Annotated in this window: 19 protein-coding genes, 2 tRNA genes and 1 pseudogene; 15 read left to right on the forward strand and 7 right to left on the reverse strand. The window is 71.5% G+C overall.

Annotated features, from left to right (window positions below):
* Positions 1–17 precede the first annotated feature (17 nt).
* From ACWIZO_RS14325 to ACWIZO_RS14345, 5 genes and pseudogenes are all read right to left on the reverse strand, one after another.
* Positions 18–218 (reverse strand): annotated as a pseudogene (locus ACWIZO_RS14325) (IS3 family transposase); the annotation flags it as partial.
* Entirely contained in the window at positions 160–1,539 is a 1,380-nt protein-coding gene (locus ACWIZO_RS14330) for an IS30 family transposase (protein ID WP_448638336.1), read from the reverse strand. The gene ACWIZO_RS14330 and the pseudogene ACWIZO_RS14325, both read right to left, overlap by 59 nt.
* Positions 1,478–2,287 carry an IS3 family transposase gene (locus tag ACWIZO_RS14335; RefSeq protein ID WP_448638337.1) on the reverse strand — a complete coding sequence of 270 codons (810 nt, stop codon included), beginning with the start codon at positions 2,285–2,287 and terminating at the stop codon, positions 1,478–1,480. Before ACWIZO_RS14335 ends, ACWIZO_RS14330 begins: the two co-directional genes overlap by 62 nt.
* A complete protein-coding gene (locus ACWIZO_RS14340; RefSeq protein ID WP_448638338.1) occupies positions 2,172–2,477 on the reverse strand; it encodes a transposase in 306 nt (101 codons plus the stop codon). Before ACWIZO_RS14340 ends, ACWIZO_RS14335 begins: the two co-directional genes overlap by 116 nt.
* A 1,874-nt stretch (positions 2,478–4,351) precedes the next feature.
* Positions 4,352–5,425, reverse strand: coding sequence for an alpha/beta fold hydrolase (locus ACWIZO_RS14345; RefSeq protein WP_448638339.1), 1,074 nt, complete (start codon positions 5,423–5,425; stop codon positions 4,352–4,354).
* A 505-nt stretch (positions 5,426–5,930) separates the two neighbouring features.
* Between ACWIZO_RS14345 and ACWIZO_RS14350 the strand changes: the two genes are divergently transcribed.
* Positions 5,931–6,425 carry a hypothetical protein gene (locus ACWIZO_RS14350; protein WP_448638340.1) on the forward strand — a complete coding sequence of 165 codons (495 nt, stop codon included), beginning with the start codon at positions 5,931–5,933 and terminating at the stop codon, positions 6,423–6,425.
* Positions 6,426–6,618: 193 nt separating this feature from the next.
* On the opposite strand, the gene ACWIZO_RS14355 is transcribed toward ACWIZO_RS14350, so the two are convergent.
* A tRNA-Gly gene (locus ACWIZO_RS14355) sits at positions 6,619–6,692 on the reverse strand.
* A 45-nt stretch (positions 6,693–6,737) separates the two neighbouring features.
* Here ACWIZO_RS14355 and ACWIZO_RS14360 point away from each other — a divergent pair.
* The 7 genes from ACWIZO_RS14360 (at position 6,738) to ACWIZO_RS14390 (ending at position 14,120) form a co-directional block, all read left to right on the forward strand.
* On the forward strand, positions 6,738–8,201 hold the full coding sequence (locus tag ACWIZO_RS14360; protein ID WP_448638341.1) for an amidase: 1,464 nt from the start codon (positions 6,738–6,740) through the stop codon (positions 8,199–8,201).
* A 14-nt stretch (positions 8,202–8,215) separates the two neighbouring features.
* Positions 8,216–8,289, forward strand: a tRNA-Pro gene (locus ACWIZO_RS14365).
* A gap of 88 nt (positions 8,290–8,377) precedes the next feature.
* Positions 8,378–9,874 carry a trigger factor gene (gene tig / locus ACWIZO_RS14370; RefSeq protein ID WP_448638342.1) on the forward strand — a complete coding sequence of 499 codons (1,497 nt, stop codon included), beginning with the start codon at positions 8,378–8,380 and terminating at the stop codon, positions 9,872–9,874.
* Positions 9,875–10,145: 271 nt separating this feature from the next.
* Positions 10,146–10,781, forward strand: coding sequence for an ATP-dependent Clp protease proteolytic subunit (locus ACWIZO_RS14375; protein ID WP_448638343.1), 636 nt, complete (start codon positions 10,146–10,148; stop codon positions 10,779–10,781).
* Positions 10,782–10,801: 20 nt separating this feature from the next.
* Positions 10,802–11,428: an ATP-dependent Clp protease proteolytic subunit gene (locus ACWIZO_RS14380; protein ID WP_448638344.1), complete on the forward strand. Its 627-nt coding sequence runs from the start codon at positions 10,802–10,804 to the stop codon at positions 11,426–11,428.
* Positions 11,429–11,734: 306 nt separating this feature from the next.
* The gene (clpX, locus tag ACWIZO_RS14385) at positions 11,735–13,009 is read left to right on the forward strand and encodes an ATP-dependent Clp protease ATP-binding subunit ClpX (protein WP_448638345.1); all 1,275 of its coding nucleotides are present in this window, start codon (positions 11,735–11,737) and stop codon (positions 13,007–13,009) included.
* A 181-nt stretch (positions 13,010–13,190) separates the two neighbouring features.
* Entirely contained in the window at positions 13,191–14,120 is a 930-nt protein-coding gene (locus tag ACWIZO_RS14390) for an oxygenase MpaB family protein (protein ID WP_448638346.1), read from the forward strand.
* Between the two features lie 126 nt (positions 14,121–14,246).
* Here the strand turns inward: ACWIZO_RS14390 and valS are convergent, their stop codons facing one another.
* Positions 14,247–16,832, reverse strand: coding sequence for a valine--tRNA ligase (gene valS / locus ACWIZO_RS14395; RefSeq protein WP_448638347.1), 2,586 nt, complete (start codon positions 16,830–16,832; stop codon positions 14,247–14,249).
* A gap of 42 nt (positions 16,833–16,874) precedes the next feature.
* Between valS and folC the strand changes: the two genes are divergently transcribed.
* The 7 genes from folC (at position 16,875) to ACWIZO_RS14430 (ending at position 22,820) form a co-directional block, all read left to right on the forward strand.
* Positions 16,875–18,218 (forward strand): bifunctional tetrahydrofolate synthase/dihydrofolate synthase, encoded by a 1,344-nt coding sequence (gene folC, locus ACWIZO_RS14400; RefSeq protein ID WP_448638348.1) that lies wholly within the window; start codon positions 16,875–16,877, stop codon positions 18,216–18,218.
* Positions 18,215–18,595, forward strand: a complete 381-nt coding sequence (locus tag ACWIZO_RS14405; protein WP_448638349.1) for a DUF4233 domain-containing protein — start codon at positions 18,215–18,217, stop codon at positions 18,593–18,595. Before folC ends, ACWIZO_RS14405 begins: the two co-directional genes overlap by 4 nt.
* Positions 18,596–18,617: 22 nt before the next feature.
* Positions 18,618–19,478, forward strand: a complete 861-nt coding sequence (locus ACWIZO_RS14410) for a proline dehydrogenase family protein (RefSeq protein ID WP_448638350.1) — start codon at positions 18,618–18,620, stop codon at positions 19,476–19,478.
* 278 nt (positions 19,479–19,756) lie between these two features.
* A complete protein-coding gene (ndk, locus tag ACWIZO_RS14415; protein ID WP_448638351.1) occupies positions 19,757–20,167 on the forward strand; it encodes a nucleoside-diphosphate kinase in 411 nt (136 codons plus the stop codon).
* Positions 20,168–20,246: 79 nt separating this feature from the next.
* The gene (locus ACWIZO_RS14420) at positions 20,247–21,197 is read left to right on the forward strand and encodes an ABC transporter ATP-binding protein (RefSeq protein ID WP_448638352.1); all 951 of its coding nucleotides are present in this window, start codon (positions 20,247–20,249) and stop codon (positions 21,195–21,197) included.
* 1 nt (position 21,198) lies between these two features.
* Entirely contained in the window at positions 21,199–21,972 is a 774-nt protein-coding gene (locus ACWIZO_RS14425; RefSeq protein WP_448638353.1) for an ABC transporter permease, read from the forward strand.
* Positions 21,973–22,007: 35 nt separating this feature from the next.
* Positions 22,008–22,820, forward strand: a complete 813-nt coding sequence (locus ACWIZO_RS14430) for an ABC transporter permease (protein WP_448638354.1) — start codon at positions 22,008–22,010, stop codon at positions 22,818–22,820.
* Positions 22,821–22,872: the final 52 nt, after the last annotated feature.

Below are 22,872 nucleotides of genomic sequence, written 5' to 3' on the forward strand. Positions count from 1 at the left end.
ACCTGTCCGGTCAGGACATCTAGGACGTTGCGCTGCAGCAGCGCGAAGAAGGACTCCATCGCGGCGTTGTCGCCGCTGGCCCCGACGCGGCCCATCGAGCCGGTCAGGCCGTCGTTCTTCAGCGTGCTCACGAAGGCGATCGAGCGAAATTGCCCGGACTCAACCGGTCGTCGCAACACCGGCCTGTGCTGCCGAGCGTAGGTGGTCATCGAGTGCCTCGGCTGGGGTCTTCCAGTCCAGGGTCTTGCGCGGTCGGCGGTTGAGAGCTGCGGCGACGGCCTCGAGATCGTCGGCTGTCCATCGAGAGAGGTCGGTGCCTTTCGGGAAGTACTGGCGGAGCAGGCCGTTGGTGTTCTCGTTCGTGCCGCGCTGCCAGGGGCTGTGCGGATCGGCGAAGTAGATCGCCAGGCCGGTGTCGACTCTCAGCTGTGCGTGCTGAGAGAGCTCCTTGCCGCGGTCCCAGGTCAGCGATCGGCGAAGCTGGTCGGGCAGGGTGCCGACCTTTGCGGTGATCGCGGCGCGCATGGCTTCGGCGCCGTAGCCGGCCAGGGCCGGACCGTTCTTCACCCTGGGCTCGATGCCGTAACCGGCCATCCGTGGCAGGTGCAGCAGCATCGTGAACCTGCTCGTGCGCTCCACCAGCGTGCCGATCGCCGACCGGTTCAGGCCGATGATCAGGTCGCCCTCCCAGTGCCCGGGGATCGCGCGGTCGTCGGCCTCGGCGGGCCGTTCGCTGATCATCACCTCAGCGGTCACATGCCCCTGAGGGCGCTGCCGGGTGCGCGCCCGCGGCACTCGCAGCGCCCGGCCGGTCCGCAGACACGTGACCAGCTCGCGCTTGAGCGCATCCCGGCCCTGGACGTAAAGGGCCTGGTAGATCGCCTCGTGGGAGATCCGCATCGACGCATCATTGGGGAAGTCGACCGGCAGCCGGTGAGCGATCTGTTCCGGACTCCAGGCGGTCGCCCAGCGCCGATCGGAACGCCGGGGCTTGTTCCGCCCCTTCCATGCCGCCGTGGCCGGGCCGGGCACCGGCGTGCCATCCCGGCGGTGCACCTGGCCGGCGAGCCGGCCCTGGACGTAGTCGCGCAGCCGCTCGTTCTCGAGCAGCTTGGCGGACTTGGGTCGGCGGGCGGCCCGTTCGGCCTTCCACTGCGCGACCGACGCCCGGTACTCCAACTGGCCGCCCCGGGTGGCGGCGTTGCGGCGTAGCTCCCGCGACACCGTTGACGCCGCGCGACCGATCCGGCGGGCGATCTCTCGGACCCCGACCGCCTGAGCGCGCAGCAGCGCGATCTCCTCCCGCTCGGCGAACGACAGGTACCGGCCCGAGGACAGCTCACAGTGCAGCGAGGCCGGCATGCCGCCGCGCTGGCGGAACCACCGTGACCCGACCGGCCCGGACACCCCGACCGCGACCGCGGCGTCCTCGCTGCTCATGCCCTCGGCGATCTTGGTCCAGAACGCCCGCTCGACCTCACGCCGTGGCGGCGGCCGCCCCGGCGAACGCATCGGCGCCCGGCCGGTCCTCGTCGACATCCACGCTGCAGTTCGCCCCATCGTCACACCCCTGCGGATCGGGGTGTTGCGACGACCGCTTGAATCCGCCCTGCACGCCGTGATCGGAGTGAATGATCGCGCCGGCCGGCGGCCTGCGGGTGTCGATGGCCATGCCCAGGGCATTGGTGACCAGCGCCGCGGTCGGTGAGGAATCGATCGACCACCCGACCACCCGCCGCGAGCACACGTCTAGCACGACCGCGCAGTAGACCTCTCCCTCTCGGGTCGGGTGCTCGGTGATGTCGGTGACCCACAGCTGATTCACGCCCTCGCGGGTGAAGCGACGGTCGACCAGGTCGGTGGCCAGCAGGTCCGGGCGGGCTCGGCGCCACTTCGGTGCGCCGGTGACTCCCTTGATTCCGGCGCGGGCCATCAGCAGCTCCACCGTGCCGTGACCGACGACGAGGCCGCGCCCCATGGTCAGCTCGGTGTGGACACGTCGGTAGCCGTAGGTCCCCCGGGAGGCTTGATGGACCTGGCGGATGGTCTCGGTCACCAACGCGTGCCGCACGGCTCTGGCCAAGGGGCCACGGCTGCGCCAGGCGTAGTACCCGGAATCGGTGACGTTCAGGACGCGGGTGGCTGCCTCCACCGGCAGCCCTCGCCTGCCATCACCGCGATGGCCTCGAACCGCCTTTTGGGGGCACCACCTTGCCCAGCAGCTCACTGGCCCGCCGGTGGATGGCCAGCTCGGCCTCGAGCTCGGCGATCCTCCGCTTCGCGGCACGAAGCTCTGCCCGCTCGGGCGTCGTGAGGCCCGGCTCAAGGCCCCGGTCGATTCGGTCCTGCCGCAGCCAGGAGTAGATCGTCTGGTCGCTGATCTCCAGGTCGAAGGCCACCTCGGACACCTTGCGCCCGGACGCCACCAGATCCAGCACCCTGCGCCGGAACTCCGGCGGATACCCACGTCGTCCCACAGCCCCTCCTCAAGGGGTCAGGTGGCACGAAGATCCAACAATCGGACTCCACAAAACAAGGGGCGGACCAGAGCCTCCACTGAACCCGGGGCGGGACACTTTGTCGTCACCTACCGCACCAAGGGCATGGCGCCGGTCTATAGCAGCGGCTGGGTGGACTTCGATCGCTTCACGGCACGGCTGCAATTTTGGGACACTCGGCCGACGACGGTCTGGCTCATCGAGCACTTCCCGTCGGGGCTATTCACCACAGAGAACATCCGGCCCGTGCTTACCCATTTGCCGACGAAGCAACTGATCGAGTCGACAGCGCTGGCTACTTCTCGCACAAGTTCGAGCCGAGCTACTTCACTGATGAGGGCGTGGCCTAGAAGCTGCCGGATACGCCGTGGCGGAGCGGTTGATGACCCGACCAGGCGAACGAGGCTTGGCCGAGGCCCTCAGGTGCCTCGTCGGCCCTCACCCGTGAGAATCGTCCAGCTTGCATACATTGCCGGTCGAAGGATCGACGTACCGGCTACCGGCTCCCCAACTCCCACACCGTGATGTTGAAGGTGGCGGTGCTCTCCACGTAATCAACGACGCGAATGACGGCGAAGCGCCCCTCTGCCGTGCGTATGCAGAGGTCCCGCCCATCAAGTTCGTTGACACGTAACCCAGGATAGACCTTCGTGTAGGTCGTTTGGGTACTGCAGACTTCATATGATCCAATCTCGCCGGGGTCAAGCAATGTGCCACTCGCACCCCAGACGTATAGATTGCCTGCGTCCAGCGAGACAGCGCCTGTGTCGGAGAGGTCTAGTTGTCCCACTCGCCATGTGGGATCGCTACTTGGGGCGTTGATGTCGATTGAGTCACCATTACGAGCGAGTTGCACGTCTCCCTGATGCCTGATCGGCGGCGTAGCAGGGCGACTGGCCGTCGTCGTTGACGGAGCCGGAGCTGGGGCCGGGGTCGGGGTCGGGGTGCTTGACGAAGTTGCAGCCGGTGTAGTTAATCTTGGCGCCGCTTCAGGAGACGCACTTGCGGACGCTGCCGGGGTGGCGCCGTTGACGTTGATGGTAATTGCCCCTTGCGCGTCGGCGAAGAGGCCGACCGCTACAGTCGCGGCAGCGCCGAGCAGTCCACCCGCCAACCCGTTCATCCATGGATGCCGGGCGAGCCAATGTCCCTGGTTTGCCGGGCCATTCGGTCCAGCTCCTTGCGTGCCGCCAGCCGTCATGCTTCCCCCAAGGCTTCTTGTGCAAGGCACGGATAATAGCGCGCGCGGCGGACAGGGGATATCCGCCAGCATATTCAGTTGGGCGGAGATGGACGCGTCGCGTAGTCGGGTCGTGCTTCCGCATGATCGCGTCGTGCCGGCATACCTACCAGATGCCGGAGTCCCCGCGACACGGGCTGCTCAACCTGCAGTCGGCGCAGGTGGTTCATGGCGTCTCCTCGGTCGTGTCAATTGGTGCGGGTCGACGACGCGGCCTGCCCGTGCAAGGCCGGCTCGAGCTGGCGGAGTCGGGACTCAAGTCGACTGTGCACCGCAGAACGTCCCACGGCGAAGACGGCGTTCCCACTCCTGTGCCCGGCTGGGGTCTGGTCAGGCGGCCTCTGCGTGGTGCCACGGTGGTGGCAGATCGTGCCGTTCACGGTCGTCCATAGGGATTCCCTGACAGCCACACCCGGCGCTGACCTGCTGCAATGGACAACGGCGGACGTCCGCGGACCCCTACCAGCCGCCCTGGCAGTTTGGTGAGTGCAGGTCGAGCGAGCGTCATCCCCTGTTCGGCTCACCGCGATGGCTCCTTCGAGGCGTCGTCACGGTAGCGCTGGGCATGGGTCGGGGGAGTGACGGGGCTTGAGTGGAGCGGTGACTCCGAATATCAAGCGTCAGGCCAATAGGCCTGCAACTGGACAAGCAGGCGTTCCGCGGCGGGATCCTCTGGCGGAAAAATCCATTCTAGACTGGCCAAGAGAACCTCACGACCCGTCTGCTCGAAGCGCGCACAGGCCTTCACTAAGGTAACGATATCCAGTCGAGCGTTGGCGCCCAGTGCGATTCTCTCACGTATGTAAGGAGGCATAAACTCGACGAACTGCCGCCTGGTTGTGGGATCGCGAAGATCCTCAAACTCCAACAGCGTCGCTGCAATGTGTTTGATTGTGTCCTGGCTCAACGCAGACGATCGTGGCGCTTCGGGCAGCGCAGGCGGCTTAAGATTCGAGTCGCCCCTTGGAGGCGCAGTAGTTTGACCGGATAGCGCTTCCAATATGCGTGCTTTGGTTATTTTATAGAGGGGTGCCTCCACAGACGCCGGCTTGTTGATCGAGGCATGGTCCCCTGGCAGTACCCCAGAATTGGGAAAGAGAGACCGAGCCGACGCTGGAAGCACTACACGGTCTGTTTCGCCGGCATAAGCGTAGATTCGAATCGGCGAGGTGTTCGGTCCTGCCTCTTTCGCGAAGACAATGTCCCGCAGTATGCGCCGTTGCGTTTCTGCGATATCCTCAGTGAGGGGGCGCAAGTCGCGCACTTGAGGGTTCCGCCCCAGTAAGCCTCGGCGAAGCGTTAGAAGGAGCTCGGACCCGGAGTTCGGTGTAGCGAGCAAGATGACGCTGCTGATCCGCTGAAGGTCCTGACCCTTGCCGTCCGCCAGCTGCTGCGCAAGGTACCGCTGGACGATCAGTCCACCCTGACTATGCGCCACCACAACGATGGGCTCCGACTTCGGCACCGACGTCTCGATAAAAATCCCGAGTGCCTGGGCCACCGTTTCGAACTCGGGGATGCGTCTCGTGGGTCGCATCTCCACCAAGCTGGTGGAGTATTCAAAGCGTCTCAGGTTTACCACATCGGCCAGTTCTTGATCTTGGCCGATGAGACTCGCGATGGCGTCCCATGTCTTGCCCGAAGAAAGGAGACCGTGGACCATTAGTACGGTCACCTTAGCGGGCATGACTCTCCTCCGCTCTTTCAATCTATTCGGGGCACGCCCCTTGCCACCCGGGATCGTACTGGTGATCGCTCCCAGACGGCACTATCTGGCAGATCACCCTGTGAAGGACGCGCAAGCATGCTGCCCAGCCGCTACCGTACGGAGGGTCTCCTTGTCCGGCGCGAGCGTTGAAACCGCGGCCAACACCTCGACAACTCCGAAGCGACTGAGGCCTAGTTGCACCGCGCCAACTTATGCCCGGGCACGGGTGGGCACCGCCCAGCTGGGGCAAGGCCCGACGTTCATCGCCCCGGTTCAGTGCCTGGTTGCAGTTGTGGTTGCAGTTGGCGGCGTTCGCCGTGGTGCGTCCGCGTCCGCGTCCGCGGTTGTACGAACGGGCACATCAAGCGGCTGATGAAACGGCAGCGAATCACCACAAACGCGATCATGACGGCCTGGCAGTGTCATAGCCCTAACTGGTAGCCCTACCTGAGGCACGTACCCGTTGGTTGGCGACACTGTTGCGGTGGCAAAGCGGGAGCGCATCGACCCGAAACATCTGCATCGTCGCGCTCAGGTCGCGGTGTTGTCCGGCCTGGCGCGGGGCGACGATGTCTCCGGCCTCATGGCGGATGCGGCTCCCAGCCATGTGCCCGGCTGGTTCACCCCGGACGTCGTTCTGCTCGAAGTCGCCGTCACGGCACTCGACCTCTCCAGCCCGCCCGGCGCCGAGCCGCTCGCGTACGAAGGGCTGCGTGAGCGCTACCTGCCGGAGGTGACGTTCTGCGGCCGCGTCGAGCACCGCAACAGCCAGTACGCCCTTTACGCCGCCGCCTGCATGCGCGGCGGCCTGCAGCCTGACCTGGTGAACGATGCCGGCTGGTGGCAGACCCCGCTGTGGCAGTACGCCGTCTTCGCCCTCGTCATCTACAGCCGGGCAGCGGCCGAGCGGCTGGCAGTGCCAGTGGAGGACATCGCGCGACGGATCGCCGCTCGACACGGCCTCGAGCTCACCGCGTGACCCGACTGTGGTCACGCGGCCCCAGGGGAGAGGAACGAGGGCTGCAACCTCGCCGTGTGGGCCGCCCGGCGTGACCCATTCATGACCCACGCAGCGGAAAACAGGGGTCAAAACGGGTCATATCGGGCCTTCCGGAGGGTCCTCCAGACCTTCTCCAGTTGCGCTAACAGGCACTCTGACCTGCGGTTATACGTGGAGCGGGTGACCGGGATCGAACCGGCATGGCCAGCTTGGAAGGCTGGGGCTCTGCCATTGAGCTACACCCGCGAGGTGCCGGCCCAGCCTAGCGGGCCGGGTCGATAGCTTCCTGACGTGACCGACGCCACGTGGCTGGACGCCACCGCCTCCGCCGAGCTCGTCCGCCGGGGAGAGGCCAGCCCCGCCGAGCTCGTCGACGCTGCCATCGAGCGCATCGAGAAGACGAACCCGCAGCTGGACGCCGTCATCCGCGACCGCTTCGACGCCGCGAGGGAAGAGGCCAAGAGCGACCTGCCCGACGGTCCGTTCCGCGGCGTCCCGCTGCTGCTCAAGGACATGGGCGCGCACATGGCGGGGGAGGAGACGGCCTACGGCCTCGCCCCGCTCCAGGAGGCCCGCATCCGCTGGCCCCGCGACAGTCACCTCGCCACCGCCTTCAGGAGCGCCGGCTTCGTCGTCCTCGGCCGCACCAACGTCCCCGAGCTCGGCACCACGGTCACCACCGAGCCCGCGGCCAACGCCCCGGCCCGCAACCCGTGGGACCCCACCCGCTCCACCGGCGGCTCCAGCGGCGGCTCGGCCGCGGCCGTCGCGTCGGGCATGGTGCCGGTCGCGCACGCCAGCGACGGCGGCGGCTCCATCCGCATCCCCGCCGGCGAGTGCGGCCTGGTCGGCCTCAAGCCCACCCGCGCCCGCGTCAGCCAGGGCCCCGACGTCGGTGAGGGCTGGGCCGGCGCCACCATCGACGGCGTCGTCACGCGTACCGTCCGTGACGCCGCCGCCGTCCTCGACGTCATCGGCCGCCCCATGCCCGGCGACCCCTACGCCGCCCCGCCGCTGCCCCGCCCGCTGCGCGAGGAGGTCGGCGCCCCGGTCGGCCGGCTGTGGGTCGGCCTGCTCGCCTCACCGCCCGACGAGCGCTGGCTCGACGACCCCGAGTGCCGCACCGCCGTCACGACGACCGGCCGGCTGCTCGAGGACCTCGGCTGCGCCGTCGAGGAGGCCGGGCCCGCCGCCTTCTTCGAGGACGCGTTCCAGCGCCACTTCAACGCCACCATCGCCGCTGACACCGCCCGCACCCTCGCCGACCGCGAGGAGCTGATCGGCCGGGCTATCACCGACGACGAACTCGAGCCCCGCAACGCGTACTACCGGACGGTGGGCAACCGCATGACCGCCCCCGACTACCTCGCCGCCCGCGCCTGGCTCGGCACCTGGTCGCGCCGGATGGCCGCCTTCTGGACGCCGGCCGACGACGGCGGCCAGGGCTTCGACCTGCTGGTCACCCCGACCGTCGGCGCCCCGCCGCCGGAGCTGGGCTGGTTCACCGCCGCGGGCCCGCGCGAGGAGGGCCGCCGCATCGGCTCCTTCATCCCCTGGACAGCCCAGCTCAACGTCACCGGCCAGCCCGCCGTCAGCCTCCCGCTGCACACCACCGCCGAGGGTCTCCCGGTCGGCGTCCAGCTCGTCGCCGCCACCGGCCGCGAGGACCTGCTGGTCCGCGTGGCCGCGGCGCTGGAGGAGGCCGCTCCGTGGGCCGACCGGCGTCCGGCGGTCGCTGCCGGTGGGCGCGCCTAGACTCGCTGCCGCCACGGGGTGTGGCGCAGCTTGGTAGCGCACCCGCTTTGGGAGCGGGGGGCCGTGGGTTCGAATCCCGCCACCCCGACCCCGCCCGCGACGTCTCTAGACTCGGGGGCCGACCGGCGCCGGTCCCTGGCGCCTCCGGAGATCCGTCCTACCGAGGAGCACTGCGCGTGAAGAGCACCATCGAGGAACTGGGCCCCACGCGGGTCCGGATGGCGATCGAGGTGCCCTGGGGGGACCTGGACCACGCCTTCGGTGAGGTCTACAAGGAGCTGGGCAAGCAGGTGCGCGTCCCCGGCTTCCGCCCGGGCAAGGTGCCCAACCGGGTGCTCGACCAGCGCATCGGTCGCCCCGTCGTCCTCGAGCAGGTCGTGCAGCACGCGATCCCCGAGGTCTACTCCGAGGTCGTCCGCGAGAACTCCGTGCACGTCCTCGGCCAGCCTGACATCGAGGTCACCCGCCTCGACGACAACGACACCCTCGCCTTCACCGCCGAGGTCGACGTCGCCCCCAAGCTCGAGCTGCCCCCGCTCGACGAGCTGGCCGTGACCGTCGACGACGTCGAGGTCACCGACGAGGAGATCGACCAGCAGGTCTCGGTCATGCGCGAGCGGTTCTCGATGCTGACCGGCGTCGACCGCCCCGCCCAGGACGGCGACTTCGTCTCACTCGACCTCGAGGCCCGCGTCGACGACGAGGTGCTCGAGGACGGCACGACTAGCGGCATGTCCTACGAGGTCGGCTCCGGCTCGCTCATGGAGGGCCTCGACGACGCCGTCCGCGGGCTGTCCGCCGACGGGACCGCCACCTTCGACACCGAGCTGCAGCAGGGCCCGCACGCCGGCCGGACGGCCCAGGTCACCGTCACCGTCCGCTCGGTGAAGGCCAAGGAGCTGCCCGAGCTCGACGACGAGTTCGCCTCCACCGCCAGCGAGTTCGACACCCTGGCCGAGCTGCGCGACGACGTCCGCACCCGGCTGCAGCGGGTCAAGACCATGCAGCAGGGCGCCCAGGCCCGCGACAAGCTGGTCGAGCACCTGCTCGGCGCCGTCGAGGTCCCGATCCCCGACGGGCTGGTCGACCGCGAGATCGAGTGGCGCAACCGGGCGATGGAGTCCGAGCTGCAGCAGGCCGGCATGGACTGGGACGCCTTCGTGCAGATGTCCGGCGTCGAGAGCCGTGAGGCCTACGAGGCTGAGCAGCGGACGCAGATCGAGGAGGCCGTCCGCACCCAGTTCGTCCTCGACGCGATCGCCGACGCCCGCGAGATCACCGTCGACAACGACGACCTGTCCGCGCAGATCATGGCCCAGGCCTCGCGCAGCCGGATGAGCCCCGAGCAGTACGCCCAGCAGCTGCAGCAGGGCGGCAACATCGCCGAGTTCGTCGCCGACGTCCGCCGCACCAAGGCCCTGGCCCAGCTGCTCGAGCAGACGACGATCACCGACGCGTCGGGCAACGTCGTCGACCTCGACGCGCTCCGCCCGCAGACGGTGCAGGCCCCCGCGGCCGACGCCGGCACCGAGGACGCCGAGACCGCCGACGCCACCGACGACGCCACCGGGACGGACGCCGACGACGCGCCCGACGCCGAGGTGCAGACCGCGGTCGCCGTCGAGGCCACCGAGGGCGCCACCGAGGACAGCGGGGACGTCGCCAAGGGCTGACCCCGCCGCACCCACGTGCAGACGCCGTCCTCCCCTGCAGCAGCGGGGGAGGGCGGCGTCCGTCGTCCCGGGCACCGCTCGTCCAGGCGCGCTGCGCCGACGGCGAACAGGCCCCCGCGCCGGGACTCCCGGCCCAGGGGTGCGCGTTAGGGTCGACGTGACTCGGGGTGGGCGCCGGGGGTACGGCCCGCACGGGCCGTCCGGCCCCGCCCCCACGAGCCCGCCCATCGAGACCGACTGCTCTCCCAGTCCTACGGAGGTCACCACACCCGTGAGCACCGACCCGAACCTGGCGACCTCCCCGCTCATGCGGGGCGGCGCCGGGGGGATGAACCTCAACGACTCGGTCTACGAGCGTCTCCTGCGCGAGCGGATCATCTTCCTGGGCACCCAGGTCGACGACGTCATCGCCAACCAGCTGGCCGCGCAGATGCTGCTGCTGTCGGCCGAGGACCCCAAGCAGGACATCCACCTGTACATCAACTCGCCCGGCGGCTCGGTGAGTGCCGGCATGGCCATCTACGACACGATGCAGTTCATCGACTGCGACGTCGCGACCTACGGCATGGGCCTGGCCGCGTCGATGGGCCAGTTCCTGCTCACCGCCGGCACCAAGGGCAAGCGCTACGCCCTGCCGCACGCGCGGATCATGATGCACCAGCCCTCGGCCGGCGTCGGCGGCACCGCCGCGGACATCGCCATCCAGGCCGACCTGTTCCGCCGTACGAAGAAGGAGCTCAACGAGCTGCAGTCCTTCCACACCGGGCAGCCGATCGAGCAGATCGAGAAGGACTCCGACCGCGACCGCTGGTTCACCGCGCAGGAGGCCCTCGAGTACGGCTTCGTCGACCACGTCGTCAGCCGTGCCGCCATGACCGACAGCACCAACCCGGTCTCCGACAACTGACGGCCGCGAGGAGAACTGACATGAGCTTCGAGATGCCCTCCAGCCGTTACATCCTCCCCTCCTTCGTGGAGCGGACCAGCTACGGCATGAAGGAGTCCAACCCGTACAACAAGCTCTTCGAGGAGCGCATCATCTTCCTCGGGGTGCAGATCGACGACGCGTCGGCCAACGACGTGATGGCCCAGCTGATCACGCTGGAGTCGGCCGACCCCGACCGCGACATCACGATCTACATCAACTCGCCCGGTGGCTCGTTCACGTCGCTGATGGCCATCTACGACACGATGATGTTCGTCCGCCCCGACATCCAGACCGTGTGCATGGGCCAGGCGGCCTCCGCCGCCGCCGTCCTGCTCGCGGCCGGGACCCCGGGCAAGCGGCTGGCGCTCCCGTACTCGCGGGTGCTCATTCACCAGCCCTCGGGCGAGGCCGGCGGCCAGGTCTCCGACCTGGAGATCCACGCCGCCGAGATCGAGCGGGTGCGCACGCAGATGGAGGAGATCCTCGCGCGGCACACCGGCCGGTCGGCCGAGCAGGTCCGCTCCGACATCGACCGCGACAAGATCCTGACCGCGAACGAGGCCAAGGAGTACGGCATCGTCGACCAGGTCATCCAGAGCCGGAAGCTCAACGCGCTCCCGGCATGACCATCGCCGTTCCCCGGACGGTACGGCTCGGGTTCGCGCGTGTCGCGCGCTCGACCCGTACCGTTCGGGGTGCAGTGCCGAGAGTGGCGTGCGGGTCGGCGGCCCTCGGCGCACCGGGGCGTCGCAGCCCCACGGCGCCGTCGGCGGCAGGTAGCGTCGGGAACCGTCCGACACCCGGACGGCGACGCCGGGAGGTCACCCTCGCGGCACCCGCCGCCAGCGGGGCCGAGTACGAGCAGGTCAGCGACACACATCCGCAGGTCCGGTCTCCGCAGGACCTGCTTCCCCCGAGGTGGAGGTCAGCAGGTGGCACGAATCGGTGAGAGCGGTGACCTGCTCAAGTGCTCGTTCTGCGGCAAGAGCCAGAAGCAGGTCAAGAAACTCATCGCGGGCCCCGGGGTCTACATCTGCGACGAGTGCATCGACCTCTGCAACGAGATCATCGAGGAGGAGCTCTCGGAGTCGTCGGACCTGAAGTTCGACGAGCTGCCCAAGCCCCGCGAGATCCACGACTTCCTCGAGCAGTACGTCATCGGCCAGGAGAAGGCCAAGCGGACCCTCGCCGTCGCCGTCTACAACCACTACAAGCGGGTGCAGGCCGGCGGTGAGCGCGCCGGCCGCGACGAGTCGGTCGAGCTCGCCAAGTCCAACATCCTGCTGATGGGCCCCACCGGGTGCGGCAAGACCCACCTGGCGCAGACCCTCGCGCGGATGCTCAACGTCCCGTTCGCCATCGCCGACGCCACGGCGCTGACCGAGGCCGGTTACGTCGGCGAGGACGTCGAGAACATCCTGCTCAAGCTGATCCAGGCCGCCGACTACGACGTCAAGCGCGCCGAGACCGGGATCATCTACATCGACGAGGTCGACAAGATCGCCCGCAAGAGCGAGAACCCGTCGATCACCCGCGACGTCTCCGGTGAGGGCGTGCAGCAGGCGCTGCTGAAGATCCTCGAGGGGACGACGGCGTCGGTGCCGCCGCAGGGCGGCCGCAAGCACCCGCACCAGGAGTTCATCCAGATCGACACGACGAACGTGCTGTTCATCGTGGGCGGCGCCTTCGCCGGCCTGGAGAAGGTCATCGAGCAGCGGGTCGGCAAGCAGGGGATCGGCTTCGGCGCGGAGATCCGCGGCAAGAAGGAGATCGAGGCCTCCAGCGCCTTCGCCGAGGTCATGCCCGAGGACCTGCTGAAGTTCGGGATGATCCCCGAGTTCATCGGCCGGCTCCCGGTGATCACCAGCGTGCAGGCCCTCGACCGCGAGGCGCTGATCAGCATCCTCACCGAGCCGAAGAACGCCCTGGTGCGCCAGTACCGGCGGCTGTTCGAGCTCGACGGCGTGGACCTGGAGTTCAGCGACGACGCCCTCGAGGCGATCGCCGACCAGGCCATCCTCCGTGGCACCGGCGCCCGCGGGCTCCGCGCGATCATGGAGGAGGTGCTGCAGTCGGTCATGTACGAGGTGCCCAGCCGCGACGACGTCGCCACCGTGCGGATCACCAAGGAGGTCGTGCTGGAGCACGTCAACCCGACGATCGTGCCCCGCAAGCCCACCCGCGAGCGCCGCGAGAAGAGCGCCTGACGCGCTGACGTCCCGCCGAGCGAGCCCGTCCCCGACCCCGGGGGCGGGCTCGCTCGCGTTGGTGGCCCGCCCGAGCGTGTGCGTCGAGGCCTCGTTCCGGTGCGGCTGGACAGGGCGTCGGCGCACACGGTCACCGGGGCTCGACGGGCCGGCGGACGGCGGCGCTGGCACGCTGGCGGAGGTGCGCGCCCTCACCGCCCTGCCCGACGCCGCGCGCGCAGCGTTCCGCGCCCGGGTCTCGGGTGACCCCACCGGCGCACCGGAGTGGGTCCGCGACATCGCGCGCGTGGGCGAGGGCCCCGGCTGGTTCGAGCCCGACGGCGTGGTGTGGCGGGTGCACGGCGACCTGTCCACCCTCGTCGGCGGGGTCGTCGCGCTGCTCGGTCAGGCGGCGCACCCCCTGGCGCTCGCCGGCGTGCAGCGCCACTCCGCCTACCGCGAGGACCCGTGGAAGCGGCTGGCCGGCACCGCCCGCTGGCTGGTGGTGAGCACCTTCGGCTCCGCCGAGCTGGCCGGCCGCGAGGCCGCCCGGGTGCGCGGGATGCACACCCGCGTCCGCGGGCGCGTCGACGGCCGGCCGTACTCCGCGTCCGACCCGGTGCTGCTGCGCTGGGTGCACCTGGCCTTCACCGACGCCTTCCTCGCCGCCCAGCAGGCCGTGGGCCTGGACCTCACCGCTCGCTTCGGGCGGAGCTGGCCCGACGTCTACGTCGCCCAGTGGGCGCGCAGCGCCCGCGAACTGGGCGCCACCGACCTGCCGGCCAGCACCGCCGAGCTCGCCGAGGCGCTCGCCGCGTACCGGCCGGAGCTGGCCCCGGTCCCCGCCGAGCTGCGCGCCTTCCTCGCCGCCCCGCCGGGGCTGAGCCCACCCGAGCGGGTCTTCTACCGGGGCCTGTCCGGCGCCGCCGCGCACCTGGTCTCACCCACGGTGGCCGGCTGCGCCGGCGTGCCCGGCCGCGACCGTGGCGGCGCCGCCCAGCTCACGGTGACCCGGCTGCAGCTGCGGGCGCTCCGCCTCGCACTGGGCGGCCGCAGCCCGTCGGAGGAGTCGGCCCGCTGGCGGCTGGGCCTCGGCCCGCCGCCCGACTGGGCCGCCGAACCGGCCGCCTGATCCGCCGCGCCGGCCGCCTGAGCCGCCACTCGATGATCAGGTGACCTGAACATCGAGCGTCCTCCCTCACGTTCCACGGTCAGGTAGGACACTCCACGATCAGGTCCCCTGATCGTGGCGCACGGGTCAGCTCTCGGTGGGCGGGGCCAGGACGACGTCGACGGTCAGCGGGCCCTCACCGGCGACGACGTCCAGCGCCGCGATCCGCCCGGCGTCGGTCAGGTCACCGCGCGCGGCCTCCACCAGCGCCACCTGCCCGGCCGGCGCGGTCACCGTGGCCGAGGAGACGTCGGCGCGCATCGACACCTTCGCGTCGGACTTGGCCTTGCGGACGCCGGCCAGCGCGCTGGCCACCGCCGGCACCACCGCGGGATCCCCGCCCGTGGGCAGCTCGGACGCGGCCGGCCACGACGCCCGGTGCACCGAGCCGGCCTGCCACCACGACCAGACCTCCTCGGTGACGAAGGGCAGCACCGGCGCGAACAGCCGCAGCTGCACCGACAGCGCCAGCGCCAGCGCCGCCTGGGCGGAGGCCGCCCCCGGCCCGGTGCCGTACGCGCGGGACTTCACCAGCTCCACGTAGTCGTCGCAGAACGACCAGAAGAACGCCTCGGTCACCTCGAGCGCGCGGGTGTAGTTGTAGGCCTCCATCGCCGCTGTCGCCTCGTCCACCACCGACGCCAGCGACGCGAGCAGCCCCAGGTCCAGCGGCTCGGTGACCTGCTCGGCGGCGAGGTCGGCGGTGACCCCGAGGCCCAGCACGAACTTGCCGACGTTGAGGATCTTCATGGCCAGCCGCCGGCCGACCTTCATCTGCGCCTCGTCGAACGGCGAGTCCGCCCCGGGCCGGGCCCCGGCCGCCCGCCAGCGCACCGCGTCGGTGCCGTAGCGCTCGAGCACGTCGATCGGCGTGACGACGTTGCCCTTGGACTTCGACATCTTCTTGCGGTCGGGGTCGACGACGAACCCGGAGATCGTGGCGTGCGTCCACGGCACCGCGTCGAACTCGAAGTGCGAGCGGACGACGGTGGAGAACAGCCAGGTCCGGATGATGTCGTGCGCCTGCGGCCGCTGGTCCATCGGGAAGACGTGCGCGAACAGCTCGGGGTCGGTGTCCCAGCGCGAGGCCACCTGCGGCGACAGCGACGACGTCGCCCAGGTGTCCATGACGTCGGGGTCGGCGACGAACCCGCCCGGGACCCCCCGCTGGGACTCCTCGAAGCCCGGCGGCACGTCGGACGACGGGTCGACCGGCAGCGTGGCCTCGTCGGCGAGGATGGGCGCGGAGTGGTCGGGCTCACCGGAGGGGTCGAGCCGGTACCAGACCGGGAACGGGACGCCGAAGAACCGCTGGCGGCTGATCAGCCAGTCGCCGTTGAGGCCCTCGACCCAGTTCTCGTAGCGGTGGCGCATGTGCTCGGGCACCCACTGGATCTCCCGGCCGCGGGCGACCAGCGCGTCGCGCAGCTCGGGGGAGCGACCGCCGTTGCGGATGTACCACTGCCGCGTGGTGACGATCTCGAGCGGGCGCTCGCCCTTCTCGTAGAACTTCACCGGGTGGGTGATGGCCTTCGGCTCGCCGTGCAGGTCGCCGGACTCGCGCAGCATCTCCACGATCCGCTGCTGCGCGCTGAACGACGTCTTCCCGGCCAGCTCGGCGTAGAGCTCCGCCGGCACGCCGGACGGCGCGTCGGGGACCAGCCGGCCGTCCCAGCCGACGATCGCGCGGGTGGGCAGCTGCAGCTCCCGCCACCAGGTGACGTCGTTGAGGTCGCCGAAGGTGCAGATCATCGCGATGCCCGAGCCCTTGTCCGGCTCGGCCAGGCGGTGCGCCACCACCGGCACCTCGACGCCGAACACCGGCGTCCGCACGGTCTGGCCGAACAGCGGGCGGTAGCGCTCGTCGTCGGGGTGGGCGACCAGCGCGACGCAGGCCGGCAGCAGCTCGGGCCGGGTGGTCTCGATGAACACCGGACCGGAGGGGCCGTGGAAGGAGATCCGGTGGTAGGCGCCGGGGCGCTCGCGGTCCTCGAGCTCGGCCTGCGCCACGGCGGTGCGGAAGGTGACGTCCCAGAGGGTCGGCGCCTCCTGCGCGTAGGCCTCCCCGCGGGCCAGGTTGTGCAGGAACATCCGCTGCGCGGTGGCGCGCGAGGTCTCCGAGATCGTCCGGTAGACGTCCGACCAGTCGACCGACAGCCCGACGCGGCGCCACAGCTGCTCGTAGTCGCGCTCGTCCTCCTCGGTCAGCCGCATGCACAGCTCGACGAAGTTGCGCCGGGACACCGGCACCTGCTCCTTGCCCGGCGTGGCCGGGGGCTCGAAGCCCTCGTCGTAGGGGAGCGAGGGGTCGCAGCGGACGCCGTAGTAGTTCTGCACCCGCCGCTCGGTGGGCAGGCCGTTGTCGTCCCAGCCCAGCGGGTAGTAGACGTGCTTGCCGCGCATCCGCTGGTAGCGGGCGACGATGTCGGTGTGGGTGTAGCTGAACACGTGCCCCACGTGCAGCGACCCGCTGACGGTCGGCGGCGGGGTGTCGATCGAGTACACCTGCTCGCGCGGCGCGGCCAGCGCCGCCTCCCGGTCGAAGGCGTAGGTGTCCTGCTCGGCCCAGCGGGCGACCCAGGTGTCCTCGAGACCGTCCAGGGTGGGCTTGTCGGGTACCCCGGCCCCGGCTCCCGGGGGCGTGGTGACCGGGGTGCTGGTGTCGGCGGCCATGGCCTCCATCCTAGGAACCCGGCGGCTGGCATCCTGGGGAGGATGAGCAGCGACCTGACCCGCGTCGAGGCGGAGCTGCTGGCGCGCTGGCCGGAGACGCGGCTGGAGCCCTCGCTGGGCCGCATCGCCGCCCTGGTCGACCTGCTCGGCAGCCCGCACCGCGCCTACCCCGTCGTGCAGGTGGCCGGCACCAACGGCAAGACGACGACGGCGCGGATGGTCGACGAGCTGCTGCGCGGCTTCGGCCTGCGGGTGGGCCGCTTCACCAGCCCGCACCTGCAGTCGGTGCGCGAGCGGATCGTGCTCGACGGCGAGCCGGTCAGCGCCGAGCGGTTCGTCGAGACGTACGACGACATCGCGCCCTACGTGCAGATGGTCGACGCCGCCGGCGAGCACCCGATGAGCTTCTTCGAGGTCATGGTCGGCATGGCCTACGCGACCTTCGCCGAGGCGCCGGTCGACGTCGCCGTGATCGAGGTCGGCATGGGCGGCACCTGGGACGCCACCAACGTCGTCGACGCGCGGGTCGCCGTCGTCACCCCGGTGGCCCTCGACCACGCCGAGTACCTGGGCCCCGACGTCGCCACGATCGCCGGGGAGAAGGCCGGGGTCATCAAGGCCGACTCCATCGCCGTCCTCGCCCGCCAGGAGCCGACCGCGCTGGACGCGCTGGTCCGCCGCGCGGTCGAGGTCGAGGCCGTCGTCGCGCGCGAGGGCACCGAGTTCGGCGTGCTCGACCGCAAGGTCGCCGTCGGCGGGCAGCAGCTGCGGCTGCAGGGTCTGGGCGGCGAGTACGACGACGTCTTCCTGCCGCTGTTCGGCGCGCACCAGGCGCAGAACGCCGCGACCGCGCTGGCCGCCGTCGAGGCGTTCCTCGGCGCCGGGGCGAGCACCGGCACGATCGACGTCGAGACGGTGCGGGCCGCCTTCGCCGCGGTCCGCTCGCCCGGCCGACTCGAGCGGGTGCGCACCAGCCCCACCGTGCTGGTCGACGCCGCGCACAACCCGGCCGGCATGGCCGCCACGGTCGACGCGATCCGGGAGTCCTTCGACTTCACCCGGCTGGTCGGCGTGGTGGCCGCGGTGCACGGCAAGGACGTGGCCGGGATGCTCGTCGCGCTCGAGGAGGTCTGCGCCGAGCTGGTCGTCACCCAGAACGGCTCGCCGCGGGCGATCCCGGCCGACGAGCTCGGCGCGCTGGCCGTCGACGTCTTCGGCGCCGACCGGGTGAGCGTCTCCCCGCGGCTGCCCGAGGCCCTCACCGAGGCGATCGAGCTGGCCGAGGCCGGCCCCGACGACGCGCTCGGCGGCTCCGGGGTGCTGGTCACCGGCAGCGTGATCACCGCGGGGGAGGCCCGCACCCTCCTCGGCGGGCGGACGCCGTGACCGCGCCGGACCCGGTCCGCGCGGCGCGGGCGCTGCGCGGCGCGGCCGCGGCGGTGCTGGTGCTCGAGGGCATCGCCGTGCTGTTCGTGCCCCGCGCGATCGCGCAGACCCCCGCCGGGCTCGGCGGCGTGCGGCTGACGATCCTGCTCGTGCTCGCCGCCGTCCTGGTGCTCGCCAGCGGCATCCAGCGCCGGCCGCGGGGCCTGGAGATCGCCACCGCGCTGCAGGTGCCGCTGCTGCTCACCGGCCTCATCGACTCCGCGATGTGGTTCGTCGGCGGCGTCTTCGTCCTCATCTGGCTCTACCTGCTGCAGGTGCGCAAGGACCTGCTCGGCTCGCCGTTCGCCGAGCCGGCCGCCCCGCCCGGGGACGGCTGAGGCGCTGGGCCTCGACCGTGCGGTGCTGTTCCGGCTGGCGACCAGCACCCGCTGGGAGAGCACCGTCCGCGCGCTGCCGGGCGGTGAGCGGCTCACCTGGTCGGCGGCCTCCCGCTACGTGGCCGGCCGTGGTCGCGCCGAGGCCCTGACCGCCACGGGCAGGTTGCTGGCCGCCGGTCGGGGGGTGAGCGTCGACGTCTTCGGCGAGCAGGTCACCGACGTGGGTACCGCCGAGGCGGTCGTCGCGGAGTACCGGTCGCTCGCCGCGGCGCTGCCCCCACCGCCGGCCGACGCCTGGCTCTCGGTCGATCTGAGCCACCTGGCGCTCGACGTGGACCCGGCCGGCACCGCCGACCGCCTGGCCGCGGTGGCTGCCGTCCTGCCGCCGGGACGGCGTGTGCAGGTCGGTGCGGAGGACGCGCGTCGCACCGACACGGTGCTCGACTGCGTCCTCGACGTCGCCGGCCGCGGCCTGGCCGAACGGCTCGGCGCCACCGTCCAGGCGAACCTGCTGCGCTCTCCCGGTGATGCCGACGCCCTCGCCGACGCCGGCGTGCACGTCCGCCTGGTCAAGGGCGCCTACGTCGAGCGGGCGGGCGTCCACCGCTACGGGGAGCCCACCGACGTCGCCTACCTCCGGCTGGGCGCCCGGCTGGCCGTACGAGGGGCGCCCTGGTCGATGGCCACCCACGACGGGCGGCTGCGCGAGGCGCTCCTGCTGCTCGCGGGAGGGGCGGTGACCGTCGAGCAGCTCTTCGGCGTCCGGCCCGAGGTCCTCGACGAGCTGGCCGGCCGCGGCGTCCCGACGCGGGTCTACGTCCCCTACGGCCCCGACTGGTTCCGCTACTGGATGCGCCGGCTGGCCGAGTCCCGCGGAGCCTGAACCCCAGGCGGCGGGGCGGACCGCGAGCTCCTGCCGCAGCCGGGCGACGTCGGTGCCGAGCTGCCGCACCACGCGCCGACGGCCGGGCCGGCCACGGCGAGGACGCCGACGACCGGGTGCCCGGTGCCGACGACCCGACCGCGGCGCGGGCGGCGTCGTTCCAGGACCTGGCGCAGCCGGTGGTGACGGCGGTGGGAGAGGCCGTGCGTCGACGCTGGTCAGCGCCGTCTCCGTCGTCCCCCGAGGTCGACGGAAGGCGTCCCGTAGGCTGCCGCCCCGTGACTGATCGCACCCTGGTCCTCGTCAAGCCCGACGGCGTCGCCCGCGGCCTGGTCGGCGAGGTCGTCTCGCGACTGGAGGCCAAGGGCCTGCGCCTGGTCGCCGCCGAGCTGCGCACCCTGACCCGGGAGGTCGCCGAGGAGCACTACGGCGAGCACCGCGAGAAGCCGTTCTTCGGCTCGCTGGTCGAGTTCATCACCGGCGGCCCGCTGCTGGCCCTCGTCGTCGAGGGGCCGCGCGCCGTGGAGGCCTTCCGCGCGCTGGCCGGCGCCACCGACCCGGTGAAGGCCGCCCCCGGCACCATCCGCGGCGACTTCGCCCTCGAGGTGCAGTCCAACATCGTGCACGGCTCGGACTCCGCCGAGTCCGCCGCCCGCGAGGTCGGCCTGTTCTTCCCCGGCCTGTCCTGAGACCCCACCTCTCCTGAGCCCCGGCTCCCCCTGAAACCGGCTGGACCCCGCCCCCGGGGCCGCCGGTAGCGTCGCGGGAGTGGGGGAGGTCGTCCGGGCGCGCGGCCTGGTCAAGCGGTTCGGCTCCGCCGCCGCCGTCGACGGCATCGACGTCGACATCGCGCCCGGGGAGGCCTTCGGCTTCCTCGGGCCCAACGGCGCCGGCAAGAGCACGACGATGCGGATGATCGGCGCGGTCTCCCCGCCGACCTCCGGCGAGCTGCGGGTCCTCGGCATGGACCCCGCCGTCGACGGGCCGGCCATCCGCGCGCGCCTCGGGGTGGTGCCGCAGACCGACAACCTCGACCTCGAGCTCACCGTCGCGGAGAACCTGCACGTCTACGGCCGCTACTTCGGCCTGCCGCGGGCCACGGTGCGGCAGCGGGCCGCCGAGCTGCTCGACTTCGTCCAGCTCTCCGACCGGGCCGGCGACCGGGTCGAGCCGCTGTCGGGCGGGATGAAGCGGCGGGTCACCATCGCCCGGGCGCTGGTGAACGACCCCGACGTCGTCCTGCTCGACGAGCCCACCACCGGGCTGGACCCGCAGGCCCGGCACGTGCTGTGGGAGCGGCTGTACCGGCTCAAGCAGCGCGGCGTCACCCTCGTGCTCACCACGCACTACATGGACGAGGCCGAGCAGCTGTGCGACCGGCTCGTCGTCATGGACCGCGGCCGGGTCGCCGCCGAGGGCTCGCCGGCCGAGCTGATCGCCACCTGGTCCACCCGCGAGGTGTGCGAGCTGCGCTTCCCGCTCGCCGACGGCGTGCCCGGGCCCGACGCGCACGCCGGGGCGCTGGCGCCGCTGGTGGCCCGGGGGGCCGCCGAGCGGGTCGAGGTGCTCCCCGACCGGCTGCTGCTCTACACCGCCGACGGCGACGCCGCGCTGTCGGCGGCGCTCGCCGAGGGCGTCCGGCCGGTGTCGTCGCTGGTGCGGCGCAGCTCGCTGGAGGACGTCTTCCTGCGCCTGACCGGCCGGACCCTGGTCGACTGACGTGCCGGGTCCCGCCGCCTGGTCGCTGTTCCTGCAGCGGCTGACCGCCCACCGGCACCACTGGCGCAGCGCCGCGGTCGGCAGCGTGCTCGAGCCGGTGCTCTTCCTCGCCGCCATGGGCCTGACGCTGGGCACGCTGGTCGACCGGGGACCGGGGCTGCCCGGCGGCGTCGGCTACCTCGCCTTCCTCGCGCCGGGCCTGCTGGTGGCCGCGGCGATGCAGACGGCCACCGGCGAGTCGAGCTACCCGGTGCTCGGGGCCATCAAGTGGGACCGCACCTACGACGCGGTGCTGGCCACGCCCGCCCGCCCGGCGGACCTGGTGGCCGGCCACCTGCTCTACGTCGCCTTCCGGGTGACGACGTCGGCCGCGGCGTTCCTCGCCGTGCTGCTCGCCTTCGGCGCGGCGCGGAGCCCGCTGGTCGTGCTCACCGTGCCGGTCGCCCTGCTCACCGGGCTGGCCTTCGCCGCGCCGGTCACCGCGATGGCCGCCCGGCTGGAGGAGGACGCCGCCTTCGCCGCCCTGCAGCGGTTCCTGCTCGTGCCGATGTTCCTGTTCAGCGGCACGTTCTTCCCGGTGACGCAGCTCCCGGCCGTCCTCGAGAGGGTCGCCCACGCGACGCCGCTGTGGCACGGGGTCGCCCTGGCCCGCGACCTGGCGCTGGGCACGGCCGGGGCCGGGACGGCGCTGCTGCACGTCGGCTACCTGGCCCTGTGGACCGTCGCCGGCACGCTGCTGGCCACCCGCGCGCTGGCCCGGCGGCTGGTCCGGTGAGCGTCCTCCCGTCAGGGGCTGCCCGGTCGGGGGCGGTGCGGTCGCCGTCCCTGCTGCTGCGCGTCGCGCCGCTGTACCCGCTCTCGCCGCGGCGGGCCGGCACCCTGGTGCACCGCAACCTGCTGGTGGCCCGCCGCAACTGGGTGGTGTTCGCCTCGGGCTTCTTCGAGCCGTTCTTCTACCTGCTGTCCATCGGCGTCGGCATCGGCGGGCTGGTGGGCGACGTCGTCACCGACGGCGGCACCGCGCTGAGCTACCGGCAGTTCGTGGCGCCGGCGCTGATGGCCTCGGCGGCGATGAACGGCGCGGTCTACGACGCCGTCTTCAACCTGTACTTCAAGCTGCGCTACGCCAAGCTCTACGACGCCGTGCTGGCCACCCCGGTCTCGGCCGCCGACGCGGCGGTGGGGGAGACGGTGTGGGCGCTGCTGCGCGGGGCGGTCTACTCCGCGGCGTTCCTGCTGGTCATGCTCGTGCTCGGGCTGGTCGGCTCGTGGTGGGCGGTGCTCGCGCTGCCGGCCGCCGTCCTCATCGGGTTCGCCTTCGCCGCGGTGGGCCTGGCCGCGACCACGTTCCTGCGCGGCTGGCAGGACTTCGAGTTCGTGCAGCTCGCCGTCCTGCCGCTGTTCCTGTTCTCCACGACCTTCTACCCGCTGTCGACCTACCCGCGGCCGCTGCAGGTGGTGGTGGAGTGGACGCCGCTCTACCACGGCATCGAGCTGGTGCGGGGCCTGGTGACCGGCGCCGTCGGCTGGCCCCTGCTGGCGTCGGTGGCCTACCTGCTGGTCATGGGCCTGGCCGGCCTCGCCGTCGGCGCCCGGCGGCTCGAGCGCCTGCTGCTCCGGTGAGGTCTGCAACGGCCCCGCGTCAGGGGCCCGTCCCGAGCGCGCGAGGGATGGG

Source organism: Geodermatophilus sp. URMC 63, assembly GCF_053502565.1.